This window comes from [Micrococcus luteus] ATCC 49442 (genome assembly GCF_010367585.1).
Classification (GTDB): domain Bacteria; phylum Actinomycetota; class Actinomycetes; order Actinomycetales; family Micrococcaceae; genus Arthrobacter; species Arthrobacter luteus_A.
On sequence record NZ_JAAAXP010000001.1, the window covers coordinates 142,790 to 165,334 of the forward strand.

Consider the following 22,545-nt stretch of genomic DNA (forward strand, 5'->3'; position numbering starts at 1 on the left):
ACCCCTAGGCGGGCGGCGGACGCGTACTCATCGAACAGAAAGTTCACAGATGACCAAGAGCACTCCAGCCTGGCGCAGCGCAATCGCGCTCGCAGGCGTTTCCGCCTTCGCTTTGACAGCCTGCACGGGCCCCTCCGGCGGCGGCGGAACTTCAACAGAGAATGCCGGTGGCGGCACCATTACGTACGGAACGACTGACAAAGTAGTCACGCTCGATCCTGCAGGCTCGTACGATGGCGGGTCGTTTATGGTGATGAACCAGATCTACCCGTTCCTGCTGAACTACAAGCCCGGCACTGCGGACGCCACCCCCGACATCGCAGAGTCAGCCTCGTTCACCAGCCCCACCGAATACACGGTCAAGCTCAAGTCCGGCCTCAAATTCGCCAACGGGAACACGCTCGACTCCTCGGACGTGGTCTTTTCCTTCAAGCGCGTTGTTGCCATCAACGATCCGAACGGTCCGGCCTCCCTGCTATCGAATATGAGCACCGTTGAGGCCAAGGACCCCACCACGGTGGTTTTCACGCTCAAAGCGGCCAACGACCAGGTGTTCCCGGGCGTCCTCGCGTCCAACCCCGGGCCCATCGTGGATGAACAGGTGTTCCCTGCAGACAAGGTCATGGATGACGATGCCATCATCCAGGGCAAGCCGTTCGCGGGCCAGTACACAATTGAAAGCTACAAAAAGAACGAGCTTGTCAGCTTCAAACCTAATGCTGAGTACAAGGGCCTGTTGGGCGCGGCTTCCAATGACGGTGCCAACCTCAAGCACTACGCCGACCCGAACAACCTCAAGCTGGACGTCCAGCAGGGCAACATCGACGTCGCCGGCCGCATCCTGACAGCAACCGATGTCGCAGACCTGGAGAAGGACTCCAAGGTCAAGGTCCACAAGGGCCCCGGCGGCGAACTCCGCTACATGGTATTCAACTTCGACACCATGCCGTTCGGGGCCAAGACCCCCGAAGCCGATCCGGCAAAGGCCCTGGCCGTCCGCCAGGCTGTGGCCCACCTCGTGGACCGGGACGTGATCGCCTCCCAGGTCTTCAAGAACACCTACACCCCGGTGTACTCCTACGTTCCGCAGGGCTTTGAAGGGGCATCCGAGCCGCTGAAGAGCCTTTACGGCGACGGCAGCGGCAAGCCCAGCCTCGAAAAGGCCAAGAAGGTGCTGGCAGACGCCGGCGTCAGCTCCGCGGTGGACCTGAAACTCCAGTACACCGACCGTTACGGCACGTCCGCGGCAGATGAGTATGCGCTTGTGAAGCAGCAGCTGGAGCAGTCGGGCCTCTTCACCGTGGACCTGAAGTCAACGGAATGGACCACGTACACCAAGGAGCGCCGTGCCGACGCGTACCCCGTCTACCAGCTTGGCTGGTTCCCGGACTACTCCGATGCGGACAACTACCTGACGCCGTTCTTCATTCCGAACAACTTCCTCGGAAACCACTACGAGAACCCGGCCGTCACGGAGATCATCAACAAGCAGTTGGTCACCACGGACAAGGCCGAGCGCAGCAAGCTCATTGGCGAAGCCCAGGAGGCCATCGCCAAGGACCTCTCCACCATCCCGCTGCTCCAGGGCGCGCAGGTCATGGTTGCCGGAACGGACGTGAAGGGTGTCGAAATGACGCTGGACGCCTCGTTCAAGACCCGTCTTGGCGTGATGTCCAAGTAGGTTCCCAGCTCATCCGGCTCTGATCACGGCAGCGAGGCGGGACGCCCTACCGGTGTCCCGCCTCGCTGTTGGCCAGAGGCCAGCGCTGTGGGGGAGCCGCTGGCCTTGGCCACCACGAATTTAGGTACCAATGACAACTTTGATTGACGCGCCGCCCAGCGACGCAGACGGAATCCTTCCGACCAGTAAAAAATCTTCAGGCGGCGGACTGGGACAGTACATCCTGGTCCGGTTCCTCCTGATCTTTCCCACCATATTCATCCTCGTCACCATGGTGTTCTTCCTGATGCGGATCACGGGCGATCCCATCACGGCCGCCATGGGCGGCAGATTGCCCGCCGAGCAGCTGCAGGAACGCATCCACAATGCCGGCTACGACCGGCCCATCCTGGTGCAGTACTTCGAATACCTCGGGCAGCTGGCAACAGGCAACTTCGGCCGGACCCTGACTGACAACCGGGCAGTGTCCGAGATGCTGGCCACCTACGGGTCCGCCACCCTGGAGCTCTCCGTCAACGCCCTGATCATCGCGCTGCTGGTGGGTATTCCGCTGGGCATGATCGCCGCCCAGCGCCGCGACCATGCTCCGGACGCCATCCTCAGGGTCTTCGCGATCCTCTGCTACGCAACCCCGGTGTTCTTCGCCGGAATGCTGCTCAAACTGACCTTCGCAGTCTGGCTGGGGTGGCTGCCGGTGGCCGGGCGCGCCAAAACGTCCAGCGAACTGGCCCTGACCTCTCTCCAGGCTCCTACCGGGATCTACTGGCTGGACGCCGTGCGCAGCGGGAACATGGCGGCACTCGGCGACGTGATGGCACATGCAGTGCTTCCCGCCGTCGCCCTCGGCCTGCTGACCGCTGGAATCTTCCTCCGGCTTGTCCGCACCAACGTGATCGGCACCCTGGGCAAGGACTACGTGGAAGCCGGCCGCTCCCGCGGAGTCAGCGAATTCCGGCTGGTGACCAAGCACGCCTACAAGCCGGCGCTGATTCCCATCATCACGGTCATGGGGCTGCAAATCGCAGTGATGCTGGGCGGTGCCGTCCTCACGGAGAAGACCTTCGAATGGAAGGGCCTGGGCTTCCAGCTGGCCAACTACCTGACGGCACGCGACTTTGTGGCGGTCCAGGGCATCGTGGTCCTGCTGGCCATCATTGTGGCCGTCACCAACTTCATCGTGGACATTGTGGCCGCGCTGATCGATCCCCGCGTGAGGTACTGACATGAGCGTCCTTCCCGCAAACGAGCCTGTGGTGAACCCACGGGCACCGTTCTACCGCCGGCTGCCGGTGATTTCGCATTTCCAGAAAAGCGTCGGACTCCAGCGCGGCATGCTGGTGGCAGGCCTCGTCCTGACCGCGCTCTTCCTCCTGACAGCGTGCTTCGCACCCCTGCTGGCGCCCTACGGCTACGCCCAGCTCTCAGATGCCGACGGCAACTTCCCCACCCAGGAGGCCCCCGGCGGAAAGCACCTCCTCGGCACTACCGTGGGCGGGTATGACGTCTTCTCCCGGGTTGTCTGGGGTGCGCAGACCGCCCTGTTCGTCATTGTGGTGGCGGTCCTGATGTCCATCGTCATCGGGGTGATCCTTGGCCTGGTGAGCGGCTATATTGGCGGCTGGCTGGACCGGATCCTGGTGGTCATCGCCGACGCGGTGTACGCGTTCCCGTCCCTGCTTGTGGCCATCGTGATGGCCATCGTGATCAGCGGCGGCCAGTCCAGCCTCATCGGCGGCGTCTTTGCGGCCGGCACAGCCATCACCCTGGTGTTCATTCCGCAGTATTTCAGGGTCATCCGCGCCGAAACCGTCAGGCTGAAGGCCGAGCCCTTTGTGGAGTCCGCCAAAGTGGTGGGAGCCTCGAACATCCGCATCATGACCCGGCACATCTACAAAAACGCCACGCGGACCCTGCCGCTGATCTTTACGCTCAACGCCTCGGAAGCCATCCTGACACTGGCCGGGCTTGGCTTCCTCGGATTCGGTATCGAGCCGAGCTCCGCCGCCGAGTGGGGTTTCGACCTGAACAAGGCGCTCGCCGACACCACCTCCGGCATCTGGTGGACGGGCCTCTTTCCCGGCCTGGCCATCGTGTTAACGGTGGTCGGACTCACCCTCGTCGGGGAAAGCATCAATGACCTAAATGATCCGCGCTTGCGCGGGCGCAAGGCCGCAGGCACCACGGGCGGGCCGGATTCATCGGCAGCCGGGCAGGCGGCCATCTCAGCGGATGTGAGGGGATTTTGACCATTAATATTGATTCCATACCGGACCAGGCACGGCCTGCGGACCAGCCGGTCCTGGCCATTGACCACCTAAAGGTCACGTTCGCCACCGACGGGGGAGACGTCTACGCCGTAAAGGACGTGAGCCTGGACGTCCGCTCCGGCGAAGTCCTGGCCATCGTGGGCGAATCCGGTTCCGGCAAAACGGTGACAGCGAAAACCATCCTGGGGCTGCTGCCGGAGACCGCAACCAGCGAGGGCGCCGTCTTGATCAACGGGAGCAACGTGATCAGCGTAAGTGCCTCGAAGCTGAGGCAAATACGCGGCCGCGATGTTGCCATGGTGTTCCAGGAACCCTCCACCGCCCTGAATCCGGTGTTTACGGTGGGCTGGCAGATTGCCGAGGGCATCCGCGCCCATGCCGGCGGGGCCGCCGGCAAGCGGGTCACGGCCAAGGAAGCCAAAACCCGGGCCATCGAGGCGCTGCGTAAGGTGGGTATCCCGGACCCTGAGCACCGGGTCAACTATTACCCGCACCAGTTCTCCGGCGGCCAGAAGCAGCGCGTGGTCATCGCCGCAGCCCTGGCGCTGAACCCCGGCCTTATTGTGGCGGATGAACCCACCACTGCCCTGGACGTCACCGTGCAGGCGGAGATCGTGGAACTGCTGCGGGATCTGAGGGACAAGTACGGCACGTCCATCGTGCTGATTACGCACAACATGGGTGTGGTGGCGGACCTGGCTGACCGCGTGGTGGTGATGTATCAGGGCGACGTCGTGGAGGAGGCGCCGGCGCGTGTGCTGTTTGCCGAGCCGAAGCAGGACTACACCAGGAAACTGCTGGCCGCCGTGCCGCACCTGGGCCATAATTCAGCCTCGGCGGGGCTGGCGGAACGTGCGCACCAGGACTCGCCGGTGCTGGTGGAAGCCACCAACCTGACCATCGAATACCCCGGCCGGCTGGGCACCCCTGCGTTCAAAGCAGTGGACGGCGTCAGTTTCACCCTCTCCCAAGGCGAGGTCTTTGGGCTGGTGGGGGAGTCGGGCTCGGGTAAAACCACCATCGGCCGGGCCATTGCGGGCCTGAACCGGACCACGGGCGGCAGCCTGAAGGTGCTCGGCTACGAAATGCTGAACCTCAAGGAGCGGACGTTCAAACCGCTCCGGAAGGACATCGGCTTTGTGTTCCAGGACCCGGCGGCATCCTTCAATCCGCAGCTGACTATCGGCGACTGCGTAGCGGAGCCCATGATCATCCACACCAAACCCAGTCCGGCGCAGGCGCGCAAACGCGTTGGTGAGCTGCTCGAATCAGTCCAGCTGCCGGCGTCGTACGCTGACCGGTACCCGCACGAACTCTCGGGCGGGCAGCGTCAGCGGGCGTCCCTGGCGCGCGCACTCATCCTGAACCCGCGGCTGCTGATCGCTGACGAACCCACCTCGGCCCTGGACGTGTCAGTCCAGGCCAAAGTGCTGGAACTGTTCAAGGAGATCCAGGCTGAGTTCGGCTTCGCGGCCCTGTTCATCAGCCACGACCTCGCGGTGGTGGACATCCTCTCGCAGTGGGTGGGCGTACTGTACAAGGGCAAACTGGTGGAACAGGGGATCGGCAGCCAGGTGATGGGGGCCCCGCAGCACGACTACACCAAGCGGCTGATCGCGTCCCTGCCCGTGCCGGATCCGGACGAGCAGGCACGGCGGCGGGCGGCGCACCGGGCGCTGCTGGCCACATAGACTTGGAGCATGACGCAGCAAAACCATGATGTTCCCGACGCCGAAACCTACGACGCCGCTGCGAGTTCGCTCGCCGGCCAGGTGGACAACTCGGTGATGGCGGAACTGCTGTCCATCCGGTCCAGCATCGACAACATCGATGCCACGCTGGTCTACCTCCTCGCTGAGCGGTTCAAAGCGACGCAGAAGGTGGGCTTCCTCAAAGCTGCGCACCGCCTGCCGGCCGGGGATCCGGGCCGCGAAAGCGCCCAGATCGCCCGGCTGCGGCGGTTGGCTGAGGATGCCCACCTCGACCCCGCCTTCGCCGAGAAGTTCCTGAACTTCATCATCGGCGAGGTCATCCGCCACCACGAAGCCATCGCCGAGGACCACGAGGCCGCTGCAGAGTGGAAGTAACAGCCACAGCACTGGGGCCCTGGCCTGGAGAGGACCCCGTGGAGGCCGCGCGGATTATCCGGGGCGAACTGGGCAGCCCGCACCTGCCGTTCCTGGCCGAGCTCCCGGACCGCGGAGTCGGCTCCGACGCAGTGGGACGCACCGCGTCGCTACTTGTTGAACTGGCCGTGGATGTGCAGCCCTATGGCTGGCGGCTGGTGGACCGTCCCGGCAAGGACTTCCGCCGGGCCGCTTCGGCGCTGTCCACAGACATCAATGTCCTCGCTGACGTCGCCGGTACCGAGGACACTCCCGCCCCTGAACTGAAGGTCCAGCTGCTGGGCCCGCTCAGCCTGGCCGCTGCCCTGCACCTGCACAACGGCGAACGTTCGCTGATCGATTACGGCGCCAGGCGGGACATCGCCGAATCGCTGGCCGCCGGGGTTGGCGCGTACCTTTCGCGGATCTCCAGTGCAGTTCCCGGTGCCCGGCTTGTGGTCCAGCTCGACGAACCCGACATCGCCGCCGTCCTGGCAGGAACCATTCCGACAGCGAGCGGATACCGTACGCTGCGGGCGGTGGGCGGCCAGGAGGTCACCGAGGCCTGGCAGCTGGTCATTGAGGCGCTCCGGGCGGCCGGCGCCGTCGAGGTTGTTATGGCAGTACCTGAAGTGGAAGCGCCGATCGAACGGATCATACAGGCCGGCGCCGACGGCGTGGCAGTGCCGTTAAAGGCGCTTACCTCGCGGCAGTGGGAGCAGCTGGCTGCCGCCGTGGAGGCCGGCAAGAAAGTCTGGGCCGGTGCGCTGGACCCCCGCGTCGGCACCCTGCCAAAAGTGGCCGACGCCGTCGACGCGGTGTGGCGCCCATGGCACCAGATTGGTTTGCCGGCGTCGTCATTGGGCAGTGTGCGTGTCACTCCGGCAGGCGGATTGGCGGGCCTCACTCCGGCGGCCGCCACGGCTGTGCTGGGCCGGCTCACCCAGTTAGCCGACGGGCTGAACCAGCGGGCGCACGGCTAGCGGCAATGGGCCTGGAGTTACACGCGCTCTTCCCAGCGGTCCGGCTGGGCGTAGCGGGGCAGGAAGCTCGGGGCTGAGCTGCCGCCGACATACGGACGCAGCCGGTATTGCATGTGGCCGGCATAAACCAGGACCTCGCCGATCTGCGGCTGGAGGACCTTGACCTGGATCCGGTGCCGCCCCTGCCCGTCCGCGGTGTTTTCCCACCACTGCTCGGCATAGGCTTTGGCATCCAACGCTCCCGGCAGCGGCAGGCGAAGATGGCCAAGGAACAGCCGCGAATCTTCGGAAACGCCACGCAGCCTGCCCTCCTCGGTCACGCTGAGCTTCAGGTCGGTGACCATGCGCCGGAAGCGGCCCAGGTAGTCCACCAACCGCGGGGTGCCGTCGGATTCCACCAGGCTGGTGGTGTCCTGGAAAATCCTGCTGCGGCCGGGGAACCGGATCTCCCTCCGGGCGGTAAGGCTGGGACGCCCGAACGGGTCAAGATGCGCATGGTTTTCGATCCGGAACGGGACGTTCGCGCCGAATTCCGGGAAGAACGCTTCCTCCCCGGAGCTGAGCTTCAGCAGCGGCCTCAGCCATGACTGCCGGCAGCCGGCGACGTCGAAGACGCCCTCCCCGATGCCGTACCGCCCTGATCCGGGCAGCAGCGAAAAATATTCCTGCAGCTCCGGCTGCAGGCGGCTGAAATCTGCGCCCAGGGCCCGCTGGTAGATGGGGACATTCATCAGTAACCTCCTGGACGGTACCGCCGGCTGCGCCGCGGTTTGTTCCCAATGTACCGGCTGGTCACGCGGCCCCGGCCCTGCCCGGCATCGCGTGCTGCGCCATGCCGGAACGGCGTTGAACAGGACAAACCCTGTTCAATAAGGGAATATATAACTATGAAGGCACGCATTCTGGTAGTTGACGATGACGAGGCGCTGGCCGAAATGATCGGTATTGTTCTGCGCAATGACGGTTTTGACCCCGTCTTTTGCGCTGACGGCGGCCAGGCGCTCGATGTCTTCCGTTCATCGAAGCCGGACCTTGTGCTGCTTGACCTGATGCTTCCCGGTGTGGACGGCATCGAGGTCTGCCGGCAGATCCGGGCTGAGTCGGACGTGCCCATCGTGATGCTCACCGCCAAATCGGACACGTCCGACGTCGTCCGCGGGCTCGAGTCCGGGGCCGACGACTATGTGCCGAAACCGTTTAAGCCCGCCGAGCTGGTTGCCCGGGTCCGGGCGCGACTGCGTCCCGGTGACCAGAAGGCGCCCGAAACACTGCGGATCGCTGACATCACCATCGATGTTGCCGGCCACACGGTCAAACGTGCGGACGAGCGCATATCCCTGACGCCCCTGGAGTTCGACCTCCTGGTGGCGCTGGCACGGAAACCCTGGCAGGTGTTCACCCGCGAACTTCTGCTGGAGCAGGTCTGGGGCTACCGCCACGCGGCAGACACCCGGCTGGTCAACGTCCACGTGCAGCGGCTCCGGTCCAAGATTGAACGCGACCCGGAAGCCCCGGAAGTTGTATTGACGGTTCGTGGTGTCGGCTACAAAGCAGGTTCCTGAGTCCCCGGGACCGGAAGGGGCCCCTGCACCGGACCCGGCGGCTGGCAAGGGGCCTGAGCATACGGATGCCCTGGCCGCGGAGCTGGCCGCCTTGCCCCTGCGCGCCCGAATCTGGCGCCGGCGTGCCATCATCGTTGCCCTGCGGGTGGCGCGCCTCATCCAGGTCGGGCTGAAGCGTTTTCTCCCGGCCGTGCGCTATGTGGGACGCTCCCTCCAACGGCGTTGGCGCAGGTCCCTGCAGTTCCGCACCGTCCTCACCACACTGCTGCTGGCCGTGACGTCCTTCGGGGCTGTTGGCGCCTACTTGTCGAACCAGATCGCCAACAACCTGTTCCAGGAGCGCCTGACGCAGGCCGAATCTGAAACCCGGTACAACGTCAAGCAGGTCCAGGACACGTTCGACGGCGCCCAGGTCACCGACCAGTCCAGCGTCATCACCCTCGTTTATGACACCCTGAACGCGGTGGAGGGCCGCGGTTCGGTCATCCAGCGGCGGTACGTCTTTGAGGCGATGCCGGAGCAGACCAAGCCCCGGAACAGGTGGGTGGAATCGCGGGCGTCGGACCAGCTGACGGTCAGTGTCATCCCGCCCGAACTTCGCCGCGCCGTCCAGGACTCACCCAAGGACCAATACTGGGCGTCAACGGTGATCCCGGTGGGGACGGAAGACCGGCCGGGCATTGCGGTAGGAAACACCGTTACATTCAACGGCACTGTGTACGAGCTGTACCTGATCTACGACCTCAACACAGCCCAGCAGACACTCGATGAAATCCAGCGCGTGCTCCTGGCCGGCGGCGCGGTGCTGGTGCTCATGATCGGCGCGATCGCCTGGTATGTGACCCGCAACGTGGTGAGCCCGGTCAGCCACGCCGCCCTCGTCTCGGAAAAACTGGCAGCAGGCCAGTTGCAGGAGCGGATGGTGGTCAAAGGCGAGGACGAGGTGGCACGCCTCGGCGCCTCCTTCAACCACATGGCCGCCAGCCTCCAGGAACAGATCACGCAGCTGGCCACGCTGTCGCAGATGCAGCAGCGGTTCGTATCGGACGTTTCCCATGAGCTTCGAACGCCGCTGACCACGGTACGCATGGCCGCCGAAGTGCTCTACGACGCACGCCATGACTTCGACCCGATCAACAAGCGCTCGGCCGAGCTGCTCTACAACCAGGTGGAGAGGTTCCAGTCCTTGCTGGCGGACCTCCTGGAGATCTCCCGCTTCGACGCCGGGGTGGCAATGCTCGACGCCGAACCCGCCGATATCCTGCAGGTCATCAACCACGTCATTGACGGAGCAGCGCCCGTCGCCGCGGAATACGGATCAGACATCATCCTTCGGGCGCCGGCCGGAGACATCGTGGCCGAAATGGACGCCCGCCGGATCGACCGGATCCTGCGCAACCTCATCCTGAATGCGGTGGAACACGGCGAAGGGCGGCCGGTGACGGTCACCGTTGCCGCCAACCGGTCAGCAGTGGGAGTCCTCGTGCGGGACCAGGGAATAGGCATGACACCCGCCGAAGCCGCCCGGGTCTTTGACCGGTTCTGGCGTGCGGACCCTGCCCGTGCCCGGACCACCGGAGGCAGCGGCCTGGGCCTCTCCATCGCCATGGAGGATACAAAACTGCACAATGGCTGGCTCCAGGCGTGGGGCCTGAAAGGCAGCGGGTCCAGCTTCCGGCTGACCATCCCGCTGCACCAAGGCGAGGAAATCGAAAACTCACCGGTCCCCCTGGAACCGGAAGACACCGTTCCGGCCGACGATCCTGCAGGCACGGATGTTCTTGAACCGGCACCCCGAACCGCCGTCGGCGCGGGTCCAGGGGCCGGGGCAGCTCCATCGGCAAAGGAGTCTTCATGACGGGACGAGTCTCTCGGGGACTGCTGAAGGCCGTTGTACTGCTCATGGTGGCGCTGCTGCTGGCCTCCTGTGCGCGCATCCCCACGTCCGGACCCGTGGGAAAGAGTGACCAGGGCAGCGACGGCAACAGCAACGCCCCGGTGTTTTTTCCCGCGGCGCCGCAGCAGGGGGCAACTCCGGAGAACATCATCGATTACTTCTACCGGGCCGGTACGGGGTATGAAGGCGATTACGCCGTGGCTCGCGAGTACTTGACGCAGGCAGCCGCGGTTGCGTGGAAGCCTGACCAGCGGGCACTCGTGTACCGCGACGCAAAGGTGGTGAGCACCGGCGTCGAAAACGTCTACAACTATCAGCTGGATGTGGCCTACACGGTGGATGTCGACGGCATCGCCACCCAGTCACCGGAAGGCACCATCGAGAACATTCCGGCAACGGTCACCCAGGTGGACGGTGAGTGGCGGATTTCGGCCATCCCGGACGGGACCGCTATCCCGGAGGAGACGTTCAAGGTCATCTACGGCGCCTACCCCATCTACTTCTACGATCCCAGCTTCACGTACGCCGTTCCCGACGTCCGCTGGTTCATCAGGAACAAGACGGTCAAGGCCATGACCAGTGCCCTGCTCGCCGGCCCCGCCCCGTACCTTCGCGGAGCCGTAGTGAGTGCCTTCCCGTCAGGCATCAAGCTGGCCCGGGAGTCGGTGCCGGTGGTATCGGGAGCGGCCCAGGTGGAACTTACCGCCAAGGAACTTACTGAGGCGTCTGCCGAGGACAGGCTCCGGATGCAGACCCAGCTCTCGCTGACTTTCCGCAGCCAGCCCGACGTCGTCAACGTTGAGTTGCGTGCCAACCAGGACCTGGTGCGCGTAGAGGACAACGGCTCGGTCCTGCCGCCGGTGCGGGACAAGAATGTGCCGTCACGGGAGATCGCCGTCAGCGGCAACGAACTGGTGCGCTACGAAAACAACAGGGTGTCCCCGCTTCCGGACATGCAGCCGGTGTCCTCGCTCGGACCCCGCTACCCGGCGGAGTCACCCGTGTCACAGACTGTGGCCTTCCTCAACGAAAGCCGAACCACGCTCTACAGCATGGTGCCTGGCCAGCCCGCACGTGCGCTGACCACACGCAGTACCATCACCCATCCTTCGTTCAGCCTCCACGACTGGGTATGGGCGGCCGGCCCCGGAGCCACCGGCGGCACCGAAGTGGTGGCGTTCCGGCCGGCAGGGGTGACGGACGGGGCAACAGTTCCCACTGTCACCCTGACTCCGGCCTGGCTTGCCGGGAGGACGGTCAAGGACCTGCGGATTTCCCGCGAGGGTGTCCGTGCACTGGTCATCTCGGAACAGAACGGCCAGACCAAGGTTCAGGTCGCAGGGATTATCCGCAACGCCGACGGGACGCCCAGGGAACTGACGGCCCCGATCACCCTCGTGACCGCCAGCGACCCGGATCAGGGCGTCTGGGTTAACGACACAACGGTGGCCGTGATGAAGGGCTCTGCCACGGCAAATGTCGTGCCTGAGCTGCTGTCCCTCACTTCAGGCCAGCCCCAGCAGCTGGCCCCCTGGCCGGGCCTGGTCTGGCTCAGCGCCGGCAACGGGGCTGAGGAGATCTATGGCCAGTCCGCAGAAGGGATCTTCCAGCGGCTGGGCAACGGCTGGTCGCCCCAGCTCAAAGGCCCCATCGATCCGTCGTTTCCCGGATAGGTTTGTCCACATAGGGCGCGTGCCCGGTGGAGGGCCCGCTGCCGCCGGGGGAGCATGAGGTGTGCGAGCTGAACAGCCACCCCGTCCTGAGTCCAAACGCCCCGTCCGTAGGGCGGTGGCCGCCGCGGACCCGGACCTCCTTGCGCCCGTGGTGTCGGGCAAGCACCGCGGCGTGCAGCGCAGCGCCTGGCTGCTGGTTGCCGATCACGTTATGCGTGCCGGTGCGGAGATGCTGGCGCTGGGGGTTCCGGTGGACTGCGTCTGCTGCGGCGCCGAGGACCTGGCCCTGTGCGTTGCCTGCGAACGCCGGATACGCATTCTGACCAGGCACCCGTTCAGGGCCGAGGAACAGGCACCGGCGCTGATGACTGTCGACGGCGGCATCATCCTTCCCGTGGTGGCCGCAGGGGTGTACCGCGAGGAGTTAAGCCAGGCATTGTTGTCGTTTAAGCGCCACGGACAGCACCAGCTCAAGTCAGTGCTGGCGAAGGGACTGGGCCAGGGCATTGCCGCCGCGGCTGCCGGCGCGGACAATGTCTGCCTGGTTCCAGTCCCCGGCAGTACCGGCGCGTTCATCAAGCGGGGCTTCAGCCCCGTTCACCTCCTGCTGGCCGGATGGCGCCAAGGCCACGCGGGCGGCGGCCCTCCTGTGCTGGATGTGCTCAGGAAATCGCGCCGCCGGGCGGCCCTGGAACGACTGCCGGGCGGCCAAAAGGGGCTCGGCAGGGGAGCCAGGGCTGCGCGGGTGAGAGGATCCATGACGGTCCCGTCCCGGAAGCGCAGGCAGGTCGCCGGACGCCGGTGCATCATTGTCGACGATGTCCTTACCACCGGCGCCACCTTGGCGGAAGCGGCGCGTGCGCTCCACCTCGGCGGTGCCGGTGTGGCCGGCGCGGTTGTCCTTGCGGCGACACGCCCGCCCGATTCAGCCGGCAGCGGACCGCCGTCCCCGGCAGCTGGCGGAAAGCGGCCCGACTTGGGAAAAAATAAATGAAGAAAGGATGAATAAGCGGTGGCGATGAACTAACGTCGGTGGTGGGTACCAAGAACAAGTTGTACCTTTCGATGGCGGCTCGGAAAGGGGCTTGACTGTCAATCAGATCGGCCTCTGGGATGTGCCGTCGTCGTGTCACCGAAGTCATTTGGAGGGCACCATGGAGTTTATGATCAGCGGACGGAATCTGACGGTCTCGGACCGGTTCCGCGAATACGCCGGTGAGAAGATCTCGAAGATCGAATCATTGGGCGACAAGGTCCAGCGCGTGGATGCGAAGGTGTCCAAAGAAACGAACGCACGCCAGACCGGCGACCAACTTACCGTTGAAGTCACCGTTCTGGGCCGCGGACCTGTGATCCGTGCGGAAGCCAGCGCCGCAGATAAGTTTGCTGCCTTTGATCTCGCTTACACCAAACTGCTTGAGCGGCTCCGCCGGGCCAAGGACCGCAAAAAGGTCCACCACGGGCGCCACACTCCCAAGGCTGTGCGCGAGGCAACCGCTTCGCTTGAGCCAGCCAGTACCACTGAACCGCTTTACGTGGAGGCCAGCCATCGCAGTGAGCCCCAGGAACCGGTTGCAGAACGATCGCCTTATGAGGTCGAGAACGACATTCCCGCAGGAAATTCCCCGGTGCTGATCCGGCGCAAGGTTTTCCCGGCGGCCTCCCTTAGCCTCGACGACGCCGTGGACAACATGGAGCTCGTCGGCCACGATTTCTACCTGTTTGTGGACAAAGCCACCAACACCCCGTCCGTCGTTTACCGCCGCCGTGGCTGGACATACGGCGTCATCACCCTTGACCACGAATGCGAACCCGGGGACACCGTGGTGGAAGAGAAGATCATTGCCTACCGTTCCGACGATGAGGGTGCAAAAGTCTAGGGTGGTTCACACCCGCCAATGAAAGGACTGTCGTGTCAGCGACGCTGAGCCTTAATCAGGCCCGGCGGATCGCACTGGCAGCACAAGGACTCGACAAAGGACGGCCCGCCGGCCCCGTGACCTCACGGACGGTGGGCCGCACCTTTGCCCGGCTCCAGGTGGTCCAGATCGATTCCGTCAATGTGCTGTCCCGCAGTCATTTCCTTCCGTTCTTTTCCAGGCTGGGCAACTACGACCGCACCATCCTGCAGCGGATGTCCGGAACGCACCCCAGGCGCATGATGGAGTACTGGGCGCATGAGGCCAGCTTCATCCGACCCGAACTTTTCCCGGACCTTGTCCTGTGGCAGAAACGCACGTGGGTGGGCGCCGGCCGGCTGGAGCGCGAGCTCCGCGAAGATGTGGCCGGCAAGATCCTTGCTGTCCTCGCCGCGGGTAAGCCCCTGACAGCGGCCGAACTTACGGTAAGAATCGGGCATGTGGAGGACCGGAGCACCGAGAACTGGGGATGGAACTGGAACGCGGTCAAGCGGGTCCTCGAAGACCTCTTCCAGGAGGGCCTCATCTCGGCCGCTTCCAGGACGGAGCAGTTCGAGCGCAGATACGCCCTCACCGCGCGGGTGCTGCCGGACCGTCGGCCGCTGGCGGAAGACCAGCGGGATCCTGTGGAAGCCCTGCATCGGCTGATCGACGCTGCGGCCCAGGCCCACGGAATCGGCACCGTGCGGTGCTTCGCGGACTACTTCCGCACGCCGATCAAGGCGGCGGCTGACTCGGTGGAGCATTTGGTCCGGGCCGGCCGGCTGGAGCCGGTGTCGGTGACGGGGTGGGACCGGAAGGTGTTCCTCCATGTGGATGCCAGAATGCCCCGCAGGGCTGCCGGGCGGGCGTTGCTGAGCCCCTTCGATTCGCTGGTTTTCGAGCGGCGCCGGCTCGAGGAACTATTCGGATTCCACTACCGGATTGAGATCTACACCCCCGAACACCGGCGCCGCTTTGGGTATTACGTGCTGCCCTTCCTCCTGGGTGAGACCATCGTGGCACGCGTCGACCTGAAGGCTGACCGTGCCGCAGGAAAGCTCCTGGTCAGGTCCGCGTACGGTGAGCCGGACGCGCCGCCGGGAACCGCCGTCGAACTTGCCGGGGAGCTGGAACTCATGGCTGAATGGCTGGGACTAGGGGACATTGTGGTCACCCCGGCAGGGGACCTGGCGGGGCCCGTGGCGGCGGCCCTCCGCAGCGGCGGGGAAGCGATCCGCTCTGAGGGAACACCGGCCGCGTGGCCTGTGTCTCTCCCGTAGACTAAAAACGCCAGAATTCGGCAGCATCAGACTGGGAGTATCTTCACGTGGCATCACTTATCGAAAAACTTCTCCGTACGGGTGACAAAAAAACCCTGCGGCAACTTCGGAACTATGCCGACTCCATCAATGCTCTCGAAGAATCGTTCCAGACGTTCACTGACGCCGAACTCCGTGAGGAGACAGACCGGCTCCGGGCCCGCCACAAGGACGGGGAGCAGCTGGATGACCTTCTCCCGGAGGCTTTTGCTGCCGTGCGGGAGGCGTCGTCACGGACGCTCGGGATGCGCCACTTCGATGTCCAGCTGATGGGCGGCGCTGCCCTCCACCTTGGCAACATCGCCGAAATGAAGACCGGTGAAGGTAAGACCCTCGTCGCCACTGCTCCGGCCTACCTCAACGCCCTCACCGGTAACGGCGTGCATGTGATTACCGTAAACGACTACCTCGCCGAATATCAGTCAGACCTCATGGGCAGGGTTTACCGGTTCCTTGGCCTGACCAGCGGCTGCATTCTGTCCAACCAGGATCCTTCGGTGCGCCGGCAGATGTACGCCGCAGACATCACGTACGGCACCAACAACGAATTCGGCTTTGACTACCTGCGCGACAACATGGCGTGGGACAAATCCGAGCTGGTCCAGCGGGGCCATAATTTCGCGATCGTGGATGAGGTCGACTCCATCCTCATTGACGAAGCCCGCACGCCGCTCATCATTTCCGGCCCTGCCCAGGGCGACACAAACCGCTGGTACAGCGAATTCGCGAAGGTCGTCCAGCGCCTGAAGCTGGGCGAGGACTATGAAACGGACGAAAAGAAGCGCACCGTCGGCGTCCTCGAGAGTGGCATCGAAAAGGTGGAGGACTACCTGGGCATCCAGAACCTCTATGAGTCCGCGAACACCCCGCTGATCGGCTTCCTCAACAACGCCATCAAGGCCAAGGAACTCTTCAAGCGCGACAAGGACTACGTCATCCTCGACGGCGAAGTCCTCATCGTTGACGAGCACACCGGCCGCATCCTGGCCGGCCGGCGCTACAACGAGGGCATGCACCAGGCCATCGAGGCCAAGGAAGCCGTGGAGATCAAGGCCGAAAACCAGACCTTGGCCACGGTGACCCTGCAGAACTATTTCCGCATGTACTCCAAGCTGGCAGGCATGACAGGTACGGCCGAGACCGAGGCCGCCGAGTTCATGAGCACCTACAAGCTCGGTGTTGTGGCCATCCCCACCAATCGGGACATGCAGCGCATCGACCAGCCGGACCTTGTCTACAAAAACGAGACCGTGAAGTTCGACGCCGTGGTGCAGGACATCGCCGAACGCCACGAAAAGGGCCAGCCCGTCCTCGTGGGCACCACCAGCGTGGAGAAGAGCGAATACCTGTCCCGGCTGCTGGCCAAGGAAGGCATCCGGCACGAGGTCCTGAACGCCAAGAACCACGCGCGTGAGGCCGCCATCGTGGCACAGGCCGGCCGCAAGGGTGCTGTCACCGTGGCCACCAACATGGCCGGCCGCGGCACGGACATCATGCTGGGCGGCAATGCCGAGTTCACCGCCGTGGCCGAACTGGCCAGGCGCGGGCTGGATCCGGAAGCTAATTCCGAAGAGTACGAGGCCGCGTGGCCGGCCGCCCTGGAAGCGGCCAAACAGGCCGTCAAGGACGAGCACGAGGAAGTCCTGAACACCGGCGGGCTCTACGTCCTGGGCACCGAGCGGCACGAATCCCGGCGCATCGACAACCAGCTCCGCGGCCGCTCCGGCCGCCAGGGCGACCCGGGTGAGTCGCGCTTCTACCTCTCGCTGACCGATGACCTAATGCGGCTCTTCAACTCCGGCGCCGCCGAGCGGCTGATGAACAGTTCCGTCCCGGACGATGTGGCCTTGGAATCAAAGCTCGTTTCGCGGGCCATCGCGTCTGCGCAGGGCCAGGTGGAAGGCCGCAACGCGGAGCAGCGGAAGAATGTGCTCAAGTACGACGACGTCCTGAACCGCCAGCGCGAAGCCATCTATGGTGACCGGCGCCGGATCCTGGAAGGCGATGACCTGCACGAGAAGGTGCAGTTCTTCATCGAGGACACGATCACCGCGCTGATCGACTCCGCCACCGCCGAAGGCAACGGTGACGACTGGGACTACACGCAGCTGTGGACCAACCTGAAGACGCTCTACCCCGTGAGCATCACCCCGGATGAGATCATCGAGGAAGCCGGCGGCAAGTCGCGGCTGACCGTTGAGATGCTCAAGGAGGAGCTGCTCTCTGATGCCCGGCTGGTCTACCAGGCCCGTGAAGAGGCCATCGGCTCGGAGAGCATGCGTGAACTGGAACGCCGCGTGGTGCTTTCAGTCATCGGGCGCAAGTGGCAGGAACACCTCTACGAGATGGACTACCTCAAGGAAGGCATCGGCCTGCGTGCGATGGCCCAGCGTGACCCGCTGGTGGAATACCAGCGCGAGGGTTTCACCATGTTCCAGGCCATGATGGAGGCCATCCGCGAAGAGAGTGTCGGCTTCCTCTACAACCTGGAGGTCGAGGTCACCCCGGCGCAGGACGTTGTGGTGGCGGATGCCGCCGGTGGCCACACCGAGCACGTTGAACCGCAGATCCACGCCGCCGGCCTGGAAGCGCCCGAAAAGCCGGCACAGCTGCAGTACACGGCACCCGGCGAAGACGGCGCTTCCCAGACCCGGGTTGAAGGCCGCGCCTCGTCCCGGTCCGGCAACCCGGCCAAGGCCGCAACGCAGGACACCGCCAAGCGTCAGGCGAAAAAGAAGCGCCGCTGACCCCAGCGGACCATGCGATCGTGCGGCATGGCATGACAGCACGACAGGCAACAGGAAATGCCCGGACCATCTGCTCCGGGCATTTCCTGTTTCATTGGGTGTCTGTTTCGGCAAGCAGCTCCTTTCATCGCCTGGTCTCCCTCCACCCGGCCAATACCTTCAGCCAACGACGAATTCCGTCACACGCCAGACCTGTTTGCCCCGTTCCAGCCGGACCGCCACCGCCCGTGCCCGGACATCGTCAATAACCACTGCGCTGGCCTCATAGATGCCGGGGGAGACTTCGCATGCCCTGACCGAGCGCACCACTGAGTTCCGGTGCAGCCTGGCCAGGGCAGGCGACGAGGATCGGGCCTGTTCGCGGCGGATCAGCCCCGCACGGTGCTGGAGCAATGCAAGACAACGGGGATCCAGTCGGCGTGCCAGCTGGTGGATGGGCCTGATGCCAGCCAGCACCTCCATCGCGGCCTGCACCGTACTGCGCGTGATGGCGAGGATTTCCGAAGTCTCGTCCGCTGCGCGCAGCGGCAGGCCCGGAGCCCCCGGCGTGTTGGCGGGCCGTAGCGGAACAGGGCGGACTGCTGCCGCCGGCCCTCCGTCGGCCCGGGCGGGTCGGATTGGCGTGACTGCGTTCATGTGATTCTCCTTAATTGTGTGCTGATGAAGATCGGAACGAACGGCTAGCGGGTGGAAGGAGCATTCAGGATCTGGCCGGGGAGCAGGACATGCGGGCTTTCACCGATCCGGGCCTTGTTGGCCTCATACCATCGGGGCCAATGCAATGCGACATCAACATCGGAAGCAGCTGGTCCCAGATGACGCTTTGCGATGTCCCACAGTGTGTCGCCTGCCAGCACAGTTACCGCGTTCCCCGTCGACGCGGTGTCCTGAGCGGCGCGGACGGGCCGGGGTGCCAGCAGCCCGGGGTCGGGTACGGGTGCGCTGGGCCTCCAGTCTGGCCGGACCGCGGCCGGCGGAGCGTCAGTTGACGGCGTTTCTGTTGCCGGGGGGTCCGTGGGCAGCGGTTGTGGTGTCGGCGTTTGTGTTGCCTGCGGTTGTGGTGCGGGCGCTTCTGCCAGTGGCGTTTGTGGTGCCCGACGTTCTGCCATCCGGGATTGTGTGGCGAGGGGTGATTCCGGTGTGGCCTGCAGTTGCGTGACCGGTGCGGCGGGCACATCCGCTTCCGGTGGGTTCGCGGCCAGCTGCGCCGCCGTGGGGGACCACTGGGCCTGCACCGCAGCTTCCTGCGTTGGCACCCAGGCAGGTCCTGTGGGAGGGACGGCGGCCTGGGCCATCGGAGCTGCGAGGAGCTGAACTGAAAGTGCCGCCACGGTGTCAATGGCCATTACGTTCTGCCCACGGGCGGTCAGTTGATGTGCCCGCTGGTGGCCAGTAAAACTGCCCGGTGATGGCCAACAGATCTGCCCACTGATTGGTTCGGCGGGGTTGGCCATTCTTGGGTTGGTTAGGTCAGGCGGGTGACTCCTTTTCCGGCGAGGGCTTGGGTGAGGCGGACGGAATCGCCGCTGGTCTGGCAGACGTGGGCGTGGTGCAGGAGCCGGTCAACGGTGGCGGTGGCGAGGGTTTTCGGCATGAGTTCGTCGAAGCCGGCGGGGTGGAGGTTGGAGCTGATCGCGACGGACCGTTTTTCGTAGGCTGCGTCCACGACCCGGTAGAGGCCTTCGGCCGCGTCCGTGGCCACCGGCAACAGGCCGATGTCATCGATCACCACCAGCTCCGCGCGGAGGATCCGGGTGACGGCGCGGGTGACGCTGTCGTCGGTGCGGTGCGCCCGGATCAGGACGCCGAGGTCCTCGAGCCTGAACCAGGCCACGCGCATCCCGGCTTCGACGGCCTGCTGGCCGAGGGCTTCGAGGAAGAAGGTTTTCCCTGTTCCGGAGGGTCCGCAGACCACCAGGTTTTCCCGCCGGTTGATCCATTCCAGGGTCCGGAGGGCCTGTTGGGTCGGGGCGGGGATGGAGGACGCGTCCGGGTCCCAGGCGTCGAAGGTTTTGCCGGTCGGGAAGCCAGCAGCTTTGCGGCGGGAGGCGAGCATGGACCGGGCCCGGCCGGCGGCTTCCTCGGTGAAGAGGGCTTTGATGACCTCGACAGGTTCCCAGCGCTGGGCGCGGGCGGTCGCGATCAGTTCAGGGGCCAGCGCCCGGGCGTGGGGCATTTTCAGGGACCGCATCAGGGCCTCCAGGTCCGCTGGCAGCGGCGGAGCCGCGGTGTTGGTCGTGGTCACGGGACTCATCGGGCCTCCTCCGGCGTGATGTTGGCGGTGGTGTTCAGGGCGGGGTTTCCGATAGCGGCCCACGCGCTGGTTCCCTGGGTCAGGGAGGTCGCTTCGTTGGCGGCGTGCGTGGTGGTGCGGCGGATGTTGGCGTTCAGGATCGAGGCGAGGTCCGGGTGCGCGAACCGGCCGTGCAGGGCGGCATCGCCGAGTGCCCGATCGACGTGGTCAGTGCCGGCGATTTTAGCCAGGGTGACGGCTTCGGCCATTTTCACGTTCATCCGTGCCGTCCCGGCCGCGGCGGCTTCGATCAGCCAGGTCCTGGCGCCCTCGCCGATGGCCAGAAACGCTGCTTCGTCAGCGCTGCGGGCCCTGACCTCATAATCGCCAGGAACCTTTGCCCTGGTTCCGGGGAAGTGTTCATCGTTGATGGCGGGGCTGCCGGGCCGTGCCCGTCCGTGGCGGGCGACTTCGACCGGTCCCCCGGCGCCGTGGTGGACGATGATGACCTGCTCGTCCGGTCCGGTGCCGTGCGTGCGGACGAACACCCGTGCGCCGAGCAGGTGGGCCGGGACCGAGTACTGGGCGTTTTCGAAGGTGACCATCGGGGTGTTCTCCGGAACGCTGCGGGCCAGGCCGAACGCGACCGTGTGGGCGGTGTCCGGGATCCGGTGCAACCTGGGGGCTTCCTCGGCGAGCACCGCCGCGGGTTTACGCCGCGTCACCCGGTGCTCACGGTGATTGACCTCGTCCATGAAGACCTGGCAGGCGGCCTCGAGTTCGGCGAAGGAGCCATACTCGGCCCGGAGGTTGGTGTCCTTCGGCACGAGGTCGGCCTTGGCGAGTTTCACGGACGCTTCAACTCCGCCCTTAGTGGCAGGGTCCGCGGGCTGGCAGCTCAGCACGGTGATCCCGTAGTGCCGGGCGAAGTCCAGGGTCTGTTGGTTCCGGACCGGGACCCCGGCAACATGGGCCGTGGTCACGGTCTTCTCGTTGTCCGTCAGGACATAGGTCGGTGCCCCGCCGAGGATCCGGAAGGACCGGTCCAGGGCCGCGAACACGCTCGGCGCGGTCCGGTCCCGCAGCGGGATCACGATCCGGAAGCGGGAGAACGCCAGCCAGGCCACGAACAGGATGGTTTTCACCCCGCCGATCTTTGGGCCGTCGCCGAAGTCGTACTGCAGCCACATTCCCGGTTCGGTGATCCAGGGCCGGTGAACGCGGGTATGGCCCAGCCGCCACGCGGCTTTAACCTGTGCGATCGCGCGGCGGGTCGAGCGTTCCGAACCCGTGTAGCCCAGGGCGAGGAGCTTTTCGTGGGCCTTATCGGCACGGATCCGGCCCTTGGAGGCTTCGATCCATTCCTCGATCTTGGGCAGGAACCCGTCGGTGACCCGGCCGCGGGCCGCGGGTTCCCCGATCGGCCGGCCCGCGTCGCGGGCCTGGACGTGTTTGGCAACGGTGTGGTGCGAGCAGCCGGTGAGCTCCGCGGTAGCGCGCAACGACCCGGTCAGATCGTAGGCAGCAAGTATTTCCATGATTTCTCCGTCAGACTTCATACAGGGCCTCTTCCTGGTTCGCTTGGTGCGCTTAGACACCGTCATCAAACCCCAGGGAGAGGCCCCCACCGCTTAAGACGCGGTCGGTTCAGTAAGGAAGTGGGCAGATCTCATGGCCACCGGCAGGCAGTTCTACTGGCCGCCAGCGGGCAATTTCGTGGCCGCCTATGGGCAGTTTTTCATGGCCGCTAACACCACGGCGAGGCGACGCATAAAAGCCGGACAATATTTGCTAGCCCGGGCGGCAGCCCGCGGCCTTCCGCAGCGTGCCAAGGCGGCAACTGTCACTGCCAGCATGACGGCGAAGGTCCACCACGCCACGATCGCCAACCCGGCTGCCGCGGCGAAAGCTCCCAGCAGGTCGTCCACGCTGAGTGACTGCCCTCGTGCCGCCGAGAGCTCCCAGCGATCCAGCAGTCCCCGTCCGGATGCGAAAAGAAATGCCCCCAGCAGCAGGATGGAAAGTGCCATGAGTGCATCAGCGCGAAGCTCGCGTGTCGTAGCCCTGGTCATGAGGTCCCAATCGATATGTTTAATGTAGTTTGATGTTGTTTGATCCATCTGAGTTCAGTTTGACTGAGCTGCTCTTGATTTGTCCAGAGACTGGAAGGAATGGAT

The 22,545-nt window shown here is 64.9% G+C and carries 19 protein-coding genes; 13 read left to right on the top strand and 6 right to left on the bottom strand.

Translation table 11 applies throughout. From position 1 onward, the window contains the following. The first annotated feature begins 49 nt into the window (after positions 1 to 49). The 6 genes from GUV69_RS00670 (at position 50) to GUV69_RS00695 (ending at position 7,036) form a co-directional block, all read left to right on the top strand. Positions 50 to 1,681, top strand: a complete 1,632-nt coding sequence (locus GUV69_RS00670) for an ABC transporter substrate-binding protein (protein ID WP_164198820.1) — start codon at positions 50 to 52, stop codon at positions 1,679 to 1,681. Positions 1,682 to 1,811: 130 nt separating this feature from the next. Then, complete coding sequence (locus tag GUV69_RS00675) at positions 1,812 to 2,903, top strand: ABC transporter permease (protein ID WP_164198821.1); 1,092 nt, start codon at positions 1,812 to 1,814, stop codon at positions 2,901 to 2,903. Position 2,904: 1 nt separating this feature from the next. Next, the gene (locus tag GUV69_RS00680; RefSeq protein WP_164198822.1) at positions 2,905 to 3,927 is read left to right on the top strand and encodes an ABC transporter permease; all 1,023 of its coding nucleotides are present in this window, start codon (positions 2,905 to 2,907) and stop codon (positions 3,925 to 3,927) included. Beyond that, positions 3,924 to 5,639 (top strand): ABC transporter ATP-binding protein, encoded by a 1,716-nt coding sequence (locus tag GUV69_RS00685; protein WP_208786563.1) that lies wholly within the window; start codon positions 3,924 to 3,926, stop codon positions 5,637 to 5,639. The genes GUV69_RS00680 and GUV69_RS00685 overlap by 4 nt, the downstream gene beginning before the upstream one ends. 9 nt (positions 5,640 to 5,648) lie before the next feature. Next, complete coding sequence (locus tag GUV69_RS00690) at positions 5,649 to 6,035, top strand: chorismate mutase (RefSeq protein ID WP_164198823.1); 387 nt, start codon at positions 5,649 to 5,651, stop codon at positions 6,033 to 6,035. Next, entirely contained in the window at positions 6,026 to 7,036 is a 1,011-nt protein-coding gene (locus tag GUV69_RS00695; RefSeq protein ID WP_164198824.1) for a uroporphyrinogen decarboxylase/cobalamine-independent methonine synthase family protein, read from the top strand. The genes GUV69_RS00690 and GUV69_RS00695 overlap by 10 nt, the downstream gene beginning before the upstream one ends. 17 nt (positions 7,037 to 7,053) lie before the next feature. On the opposite strand, the gene GUV69_RS00700 is transcribed toward GUV69_RS00695, so the two are convergent. Further along, a complete protein-coding gene (locus GUV69_RS00700; protein WP_164198826.1) occupies positions 7,054 to 7,767 on the bottom strand; it encodes a DUF4166 domain-containing protein in 714 nt (237 codons plus the stop codon). 156 nt (positions 7,768 to 7,923) lie between these two features. Between GUV69_RS00700 and mtrA the strand changes: the two genes are divergently transcribed. The 7 genes from mtrA to secA all read left to right on the top strand — a co-directional run bounded on the left by mtrA (position 7,924) and on the right by secA (position 18,135). Continuing rightward, positions 7,924 to 8,598: an MtrAB system response regulator MtrA gene (gene mtrA, locus GUV69_RS00705; protein ID WP_164198828.1), complete on the top strand. Its 675-nt coding sequence runs from the start codon at positions 7,924 to 7,926 to the stop codon at positions 8,596 to 8,598. After that, the gene (gene mtrB / locus GUV69_RS00710) at positions 8,570 to 10,456 is read left to right on the top strand and encodes an MtrAB system histidine kinase MtrB (RefSeq protein ID WP_431197086.1); all 1,887 of its coding nucleotides are present in this window, start codon (positions 8,570 to 8,572) and stop codon (positions 10,454 to 10,456) included. The genes mtrA and mtrB overlap by 29 nt, the downstream gene beginning before the upstream one ends. Continuing rightward, a complete protein-coding gene (locus GUV69_RS00715; protein ID WP_164198830.1) occupies positions 10,453 to 12,168 on the top strand; it encodes an LpqB family beta-propeller domain-containing protein in 1,716 nt (571 codons plus the stop codon). The genes mtrB and GUV69_RS00715 overlap by 4 nt, the downstream gene beginning before the upstream one ends. Positions 12,169 to 12,229: 61 nt before the next feature. After that, positions 12,230 to 13,162: a ComF family protein gene (locus tag GUV69_RS00720; protein WP_244292579.1), complete on the top strand. Its 933-nt coding sequence runs from the start codon at positions 12,230 to 12,232 to the stop codon at positions 13,160 to 13,162. A gap of 160 nt (positions 13,163 to 13,322) precedes the next feature. After that, positions 13,323 to 14,048, top strand: a complete 726-nt coding sequence (gene hpf, locus GUV69_RS00725; protein ID WP_164198832.1) for a ribosome hibernation-promoting factor, HPF/YfiA family — start codon at positions 13,323 to 13,325, stop codon at positions 14,046 to 14,048. 32 nt (positions 14,049 to 14,080) lie between these two features. Continuing rightward, positions 14,081 to 15,349, top strand: a complete 1,269-nt coding sequence (locus tag GUV69_RS00730) for a winged helix-turn-helix domain-containing protein (protein WP_164198834.1) — start codon at positions 14,081 to 14,083, stop codon at positions 15,347 to 15,349. Between the two features lie 47 nt (positions 15,350 to 15,396). Continuing rightward, positions 15,397 to 18,135: a preprotein translocase subunit SecA gene (gene secA / locus GUV69_RS00735; protein WP_164198836.1), complete on the top strand. Its 2,739-nt coding sequence runs from the start codon at positions 15,397 to 15,399 to the stop codon at positions 18,133 to 18,135. Between the two features lie 159 nt (positions 18,136 to 18,294). On the opposite strand, the gene GUV69_RS23040 is transcribed toward secA, so the two are convergent. From GUV69_RS23040 to GUV69_RS00760, 5 genes are all read right to left on the bottom strand, one after another. Beyond that, a complete protein-coding gene (locus GUV69_RS23040) occupies positions 18,295 to 18,771 on the bottom strand; it encodes an Rv3235 family protein (RefSeq protein WP_244292580.1) in 477 nt (158 codons plus the stop codon). A gap of 44 nt (positions 18,772 to 18,815) precedes the next feature. Next, positions 18,816 to 19,481, bottom strand: coding sequence for a LysM peptidoglycan-binding domain-containing protein (locus GUV69_RS00745; protein WP_164198838.1), 666 nt, complete (start codon positions 19,479 to 19,481; stop codon positions 18,816 to 18,818). A gap of 119 nt (positions 19,482 to 19,600) precedes the next feature. Beyond that, positions 19,601 to 20,389 carry an IS21-like element helper ATPase IstB gene (gene istB, locus GUV69_RS00750; RefSeq protein WP_164198841.1) on the bottom strand — a complete coding sequence of 263 codons (789 nt, stop codon included), beginning with the start codon at positions 20,387 to 20,389 and terminating at the stop codon, positions 19,601 to 19,603. Next, the gene (gene istA / locus GUV69_RS00755) at positions 20,386 to 21,927 is read right to left on the bottom strand and encodes an IS21 family transposase (protein WP_164198843.1); all 1,542 of its coding nucleotides are present in this window, start codon (positions 21,925 to 21,927) and stop codon (positions 20,386 to 20,388) included. Before istA ends, istB begins: the two co-directional genes overlap by 4 nt. A 165-nt stretch (positions 21,928 to 22,092) precedes the next feature. Beyond that, complete coding sequence (locus GUV69_RS00760) at positions 22,093 to 22,440, bottom strand: hypothetical protein (RefSeq protein ID WP_164198845.1); 348 nt, start codon at positions 22,438 to 22,440, stop codon at positions 22,093 to 22,095. Between the last annotated feature and the right edge of the window lie 105 nt (positions 22,441 to 22,545).

What these genes read in the sequence shown, in the direction of transcription:
- GUV69_RS23040 (WP_244292580.1), bottom strand. Translation starts at nt 18,771, where the DNA reads ATGAACGCAGTCACGCCAATCCGACCCGCCCGGGCCGACGGAGGGCCG.
- GUV69_RS00715 (WP_164198830.1), top strand. Translation starts at nt 10,453, where the DNA reads ATGACGGGACGAGTCTCTCGGGGACTGCTGAAGGCCGTTGTACTGCTC.
- hpf (WP_164198832.1), top strand. Translation starts at nt 13,323, where the DNA reads ATGGAGTTTATGATCAGCGGACGGAATCTGACGGTCTCGGACCGGTTC.
- GUV69_RS00670 (WP_164198820.1), top strand. Translation starts at nt 50, where the DNA reads ATGACCAAGAGCACTCCAGCCTGGCGCAGCGCAATCGCGCTCGCAGGC.
- GUV69_RS00680 (WP_164198822.1), top strand. Translation starts at nt 2,905, where the DNA reads ATGAGCGTCCTTCCCGCAAACGAGCCTGTGGTGAACCCACGGGCACCG.
- mtrA (WP_164198828.1), top strand. Translation starts at nt 7,924, where the DNA reads ATGAAGGCACGCATTCTGGTAGTTGACGATGACGAGGCGCTGGCCGAA.
- GUV69_RS00675 (WP_164198821.1), top strand. Translation starts at nt 1,812, where the DNA reads ATGACAACTTTGATTGACGCGCCGCCCAGCGACGCAGACGGAATCCTT.
- istB (WP_164198841.1), bottom strand. Translation starts at nt 20,389, where the DNA reads ATGAGTCCCGTGACCACGACCAACACCGCGGCTCCGCCGCTGCCAGCG.
- GUV69_RS00745 (WP_164198838.1), bottom strand. Translation starts at nt 19,481, where the DNA reads ATGGCCATTGACACCGTGGCGGCACTTTCAGTTCAGCTCCTCGCAGCT.
- GUV69_RS00690 (WP_164198823.1), top strand. Translation starts at nt 5,649, where the DNA reads ATGACGCAGCAAAACCATGATGTTCCCGACGCCGAAACCTACGACGCC.
- GUV69_RS00760 (WP_164198845.1), bottom strand. Translation starts at nt 22,440, where the DNA reads ATGACCAGGGCTACGACACGCGAGCTTCGCGCTGATGCACTCATGGCA.
- GUV69_RS00700 (WP_164198826.1), bottom strand. Translation starts at nt 7,767, where the DNA reads ATGAATGTCCCCATCTACCAGCGGGCCCTGGGCGCAGATTTCAGCCGC.
- istA (WP_164198843.1), bottom strand. Translation starts at nt 21,927, where the DNA reads ATGAAGTCTGACGGAGAAATCATGGAAATACTTGCTGCCTACGATCTG.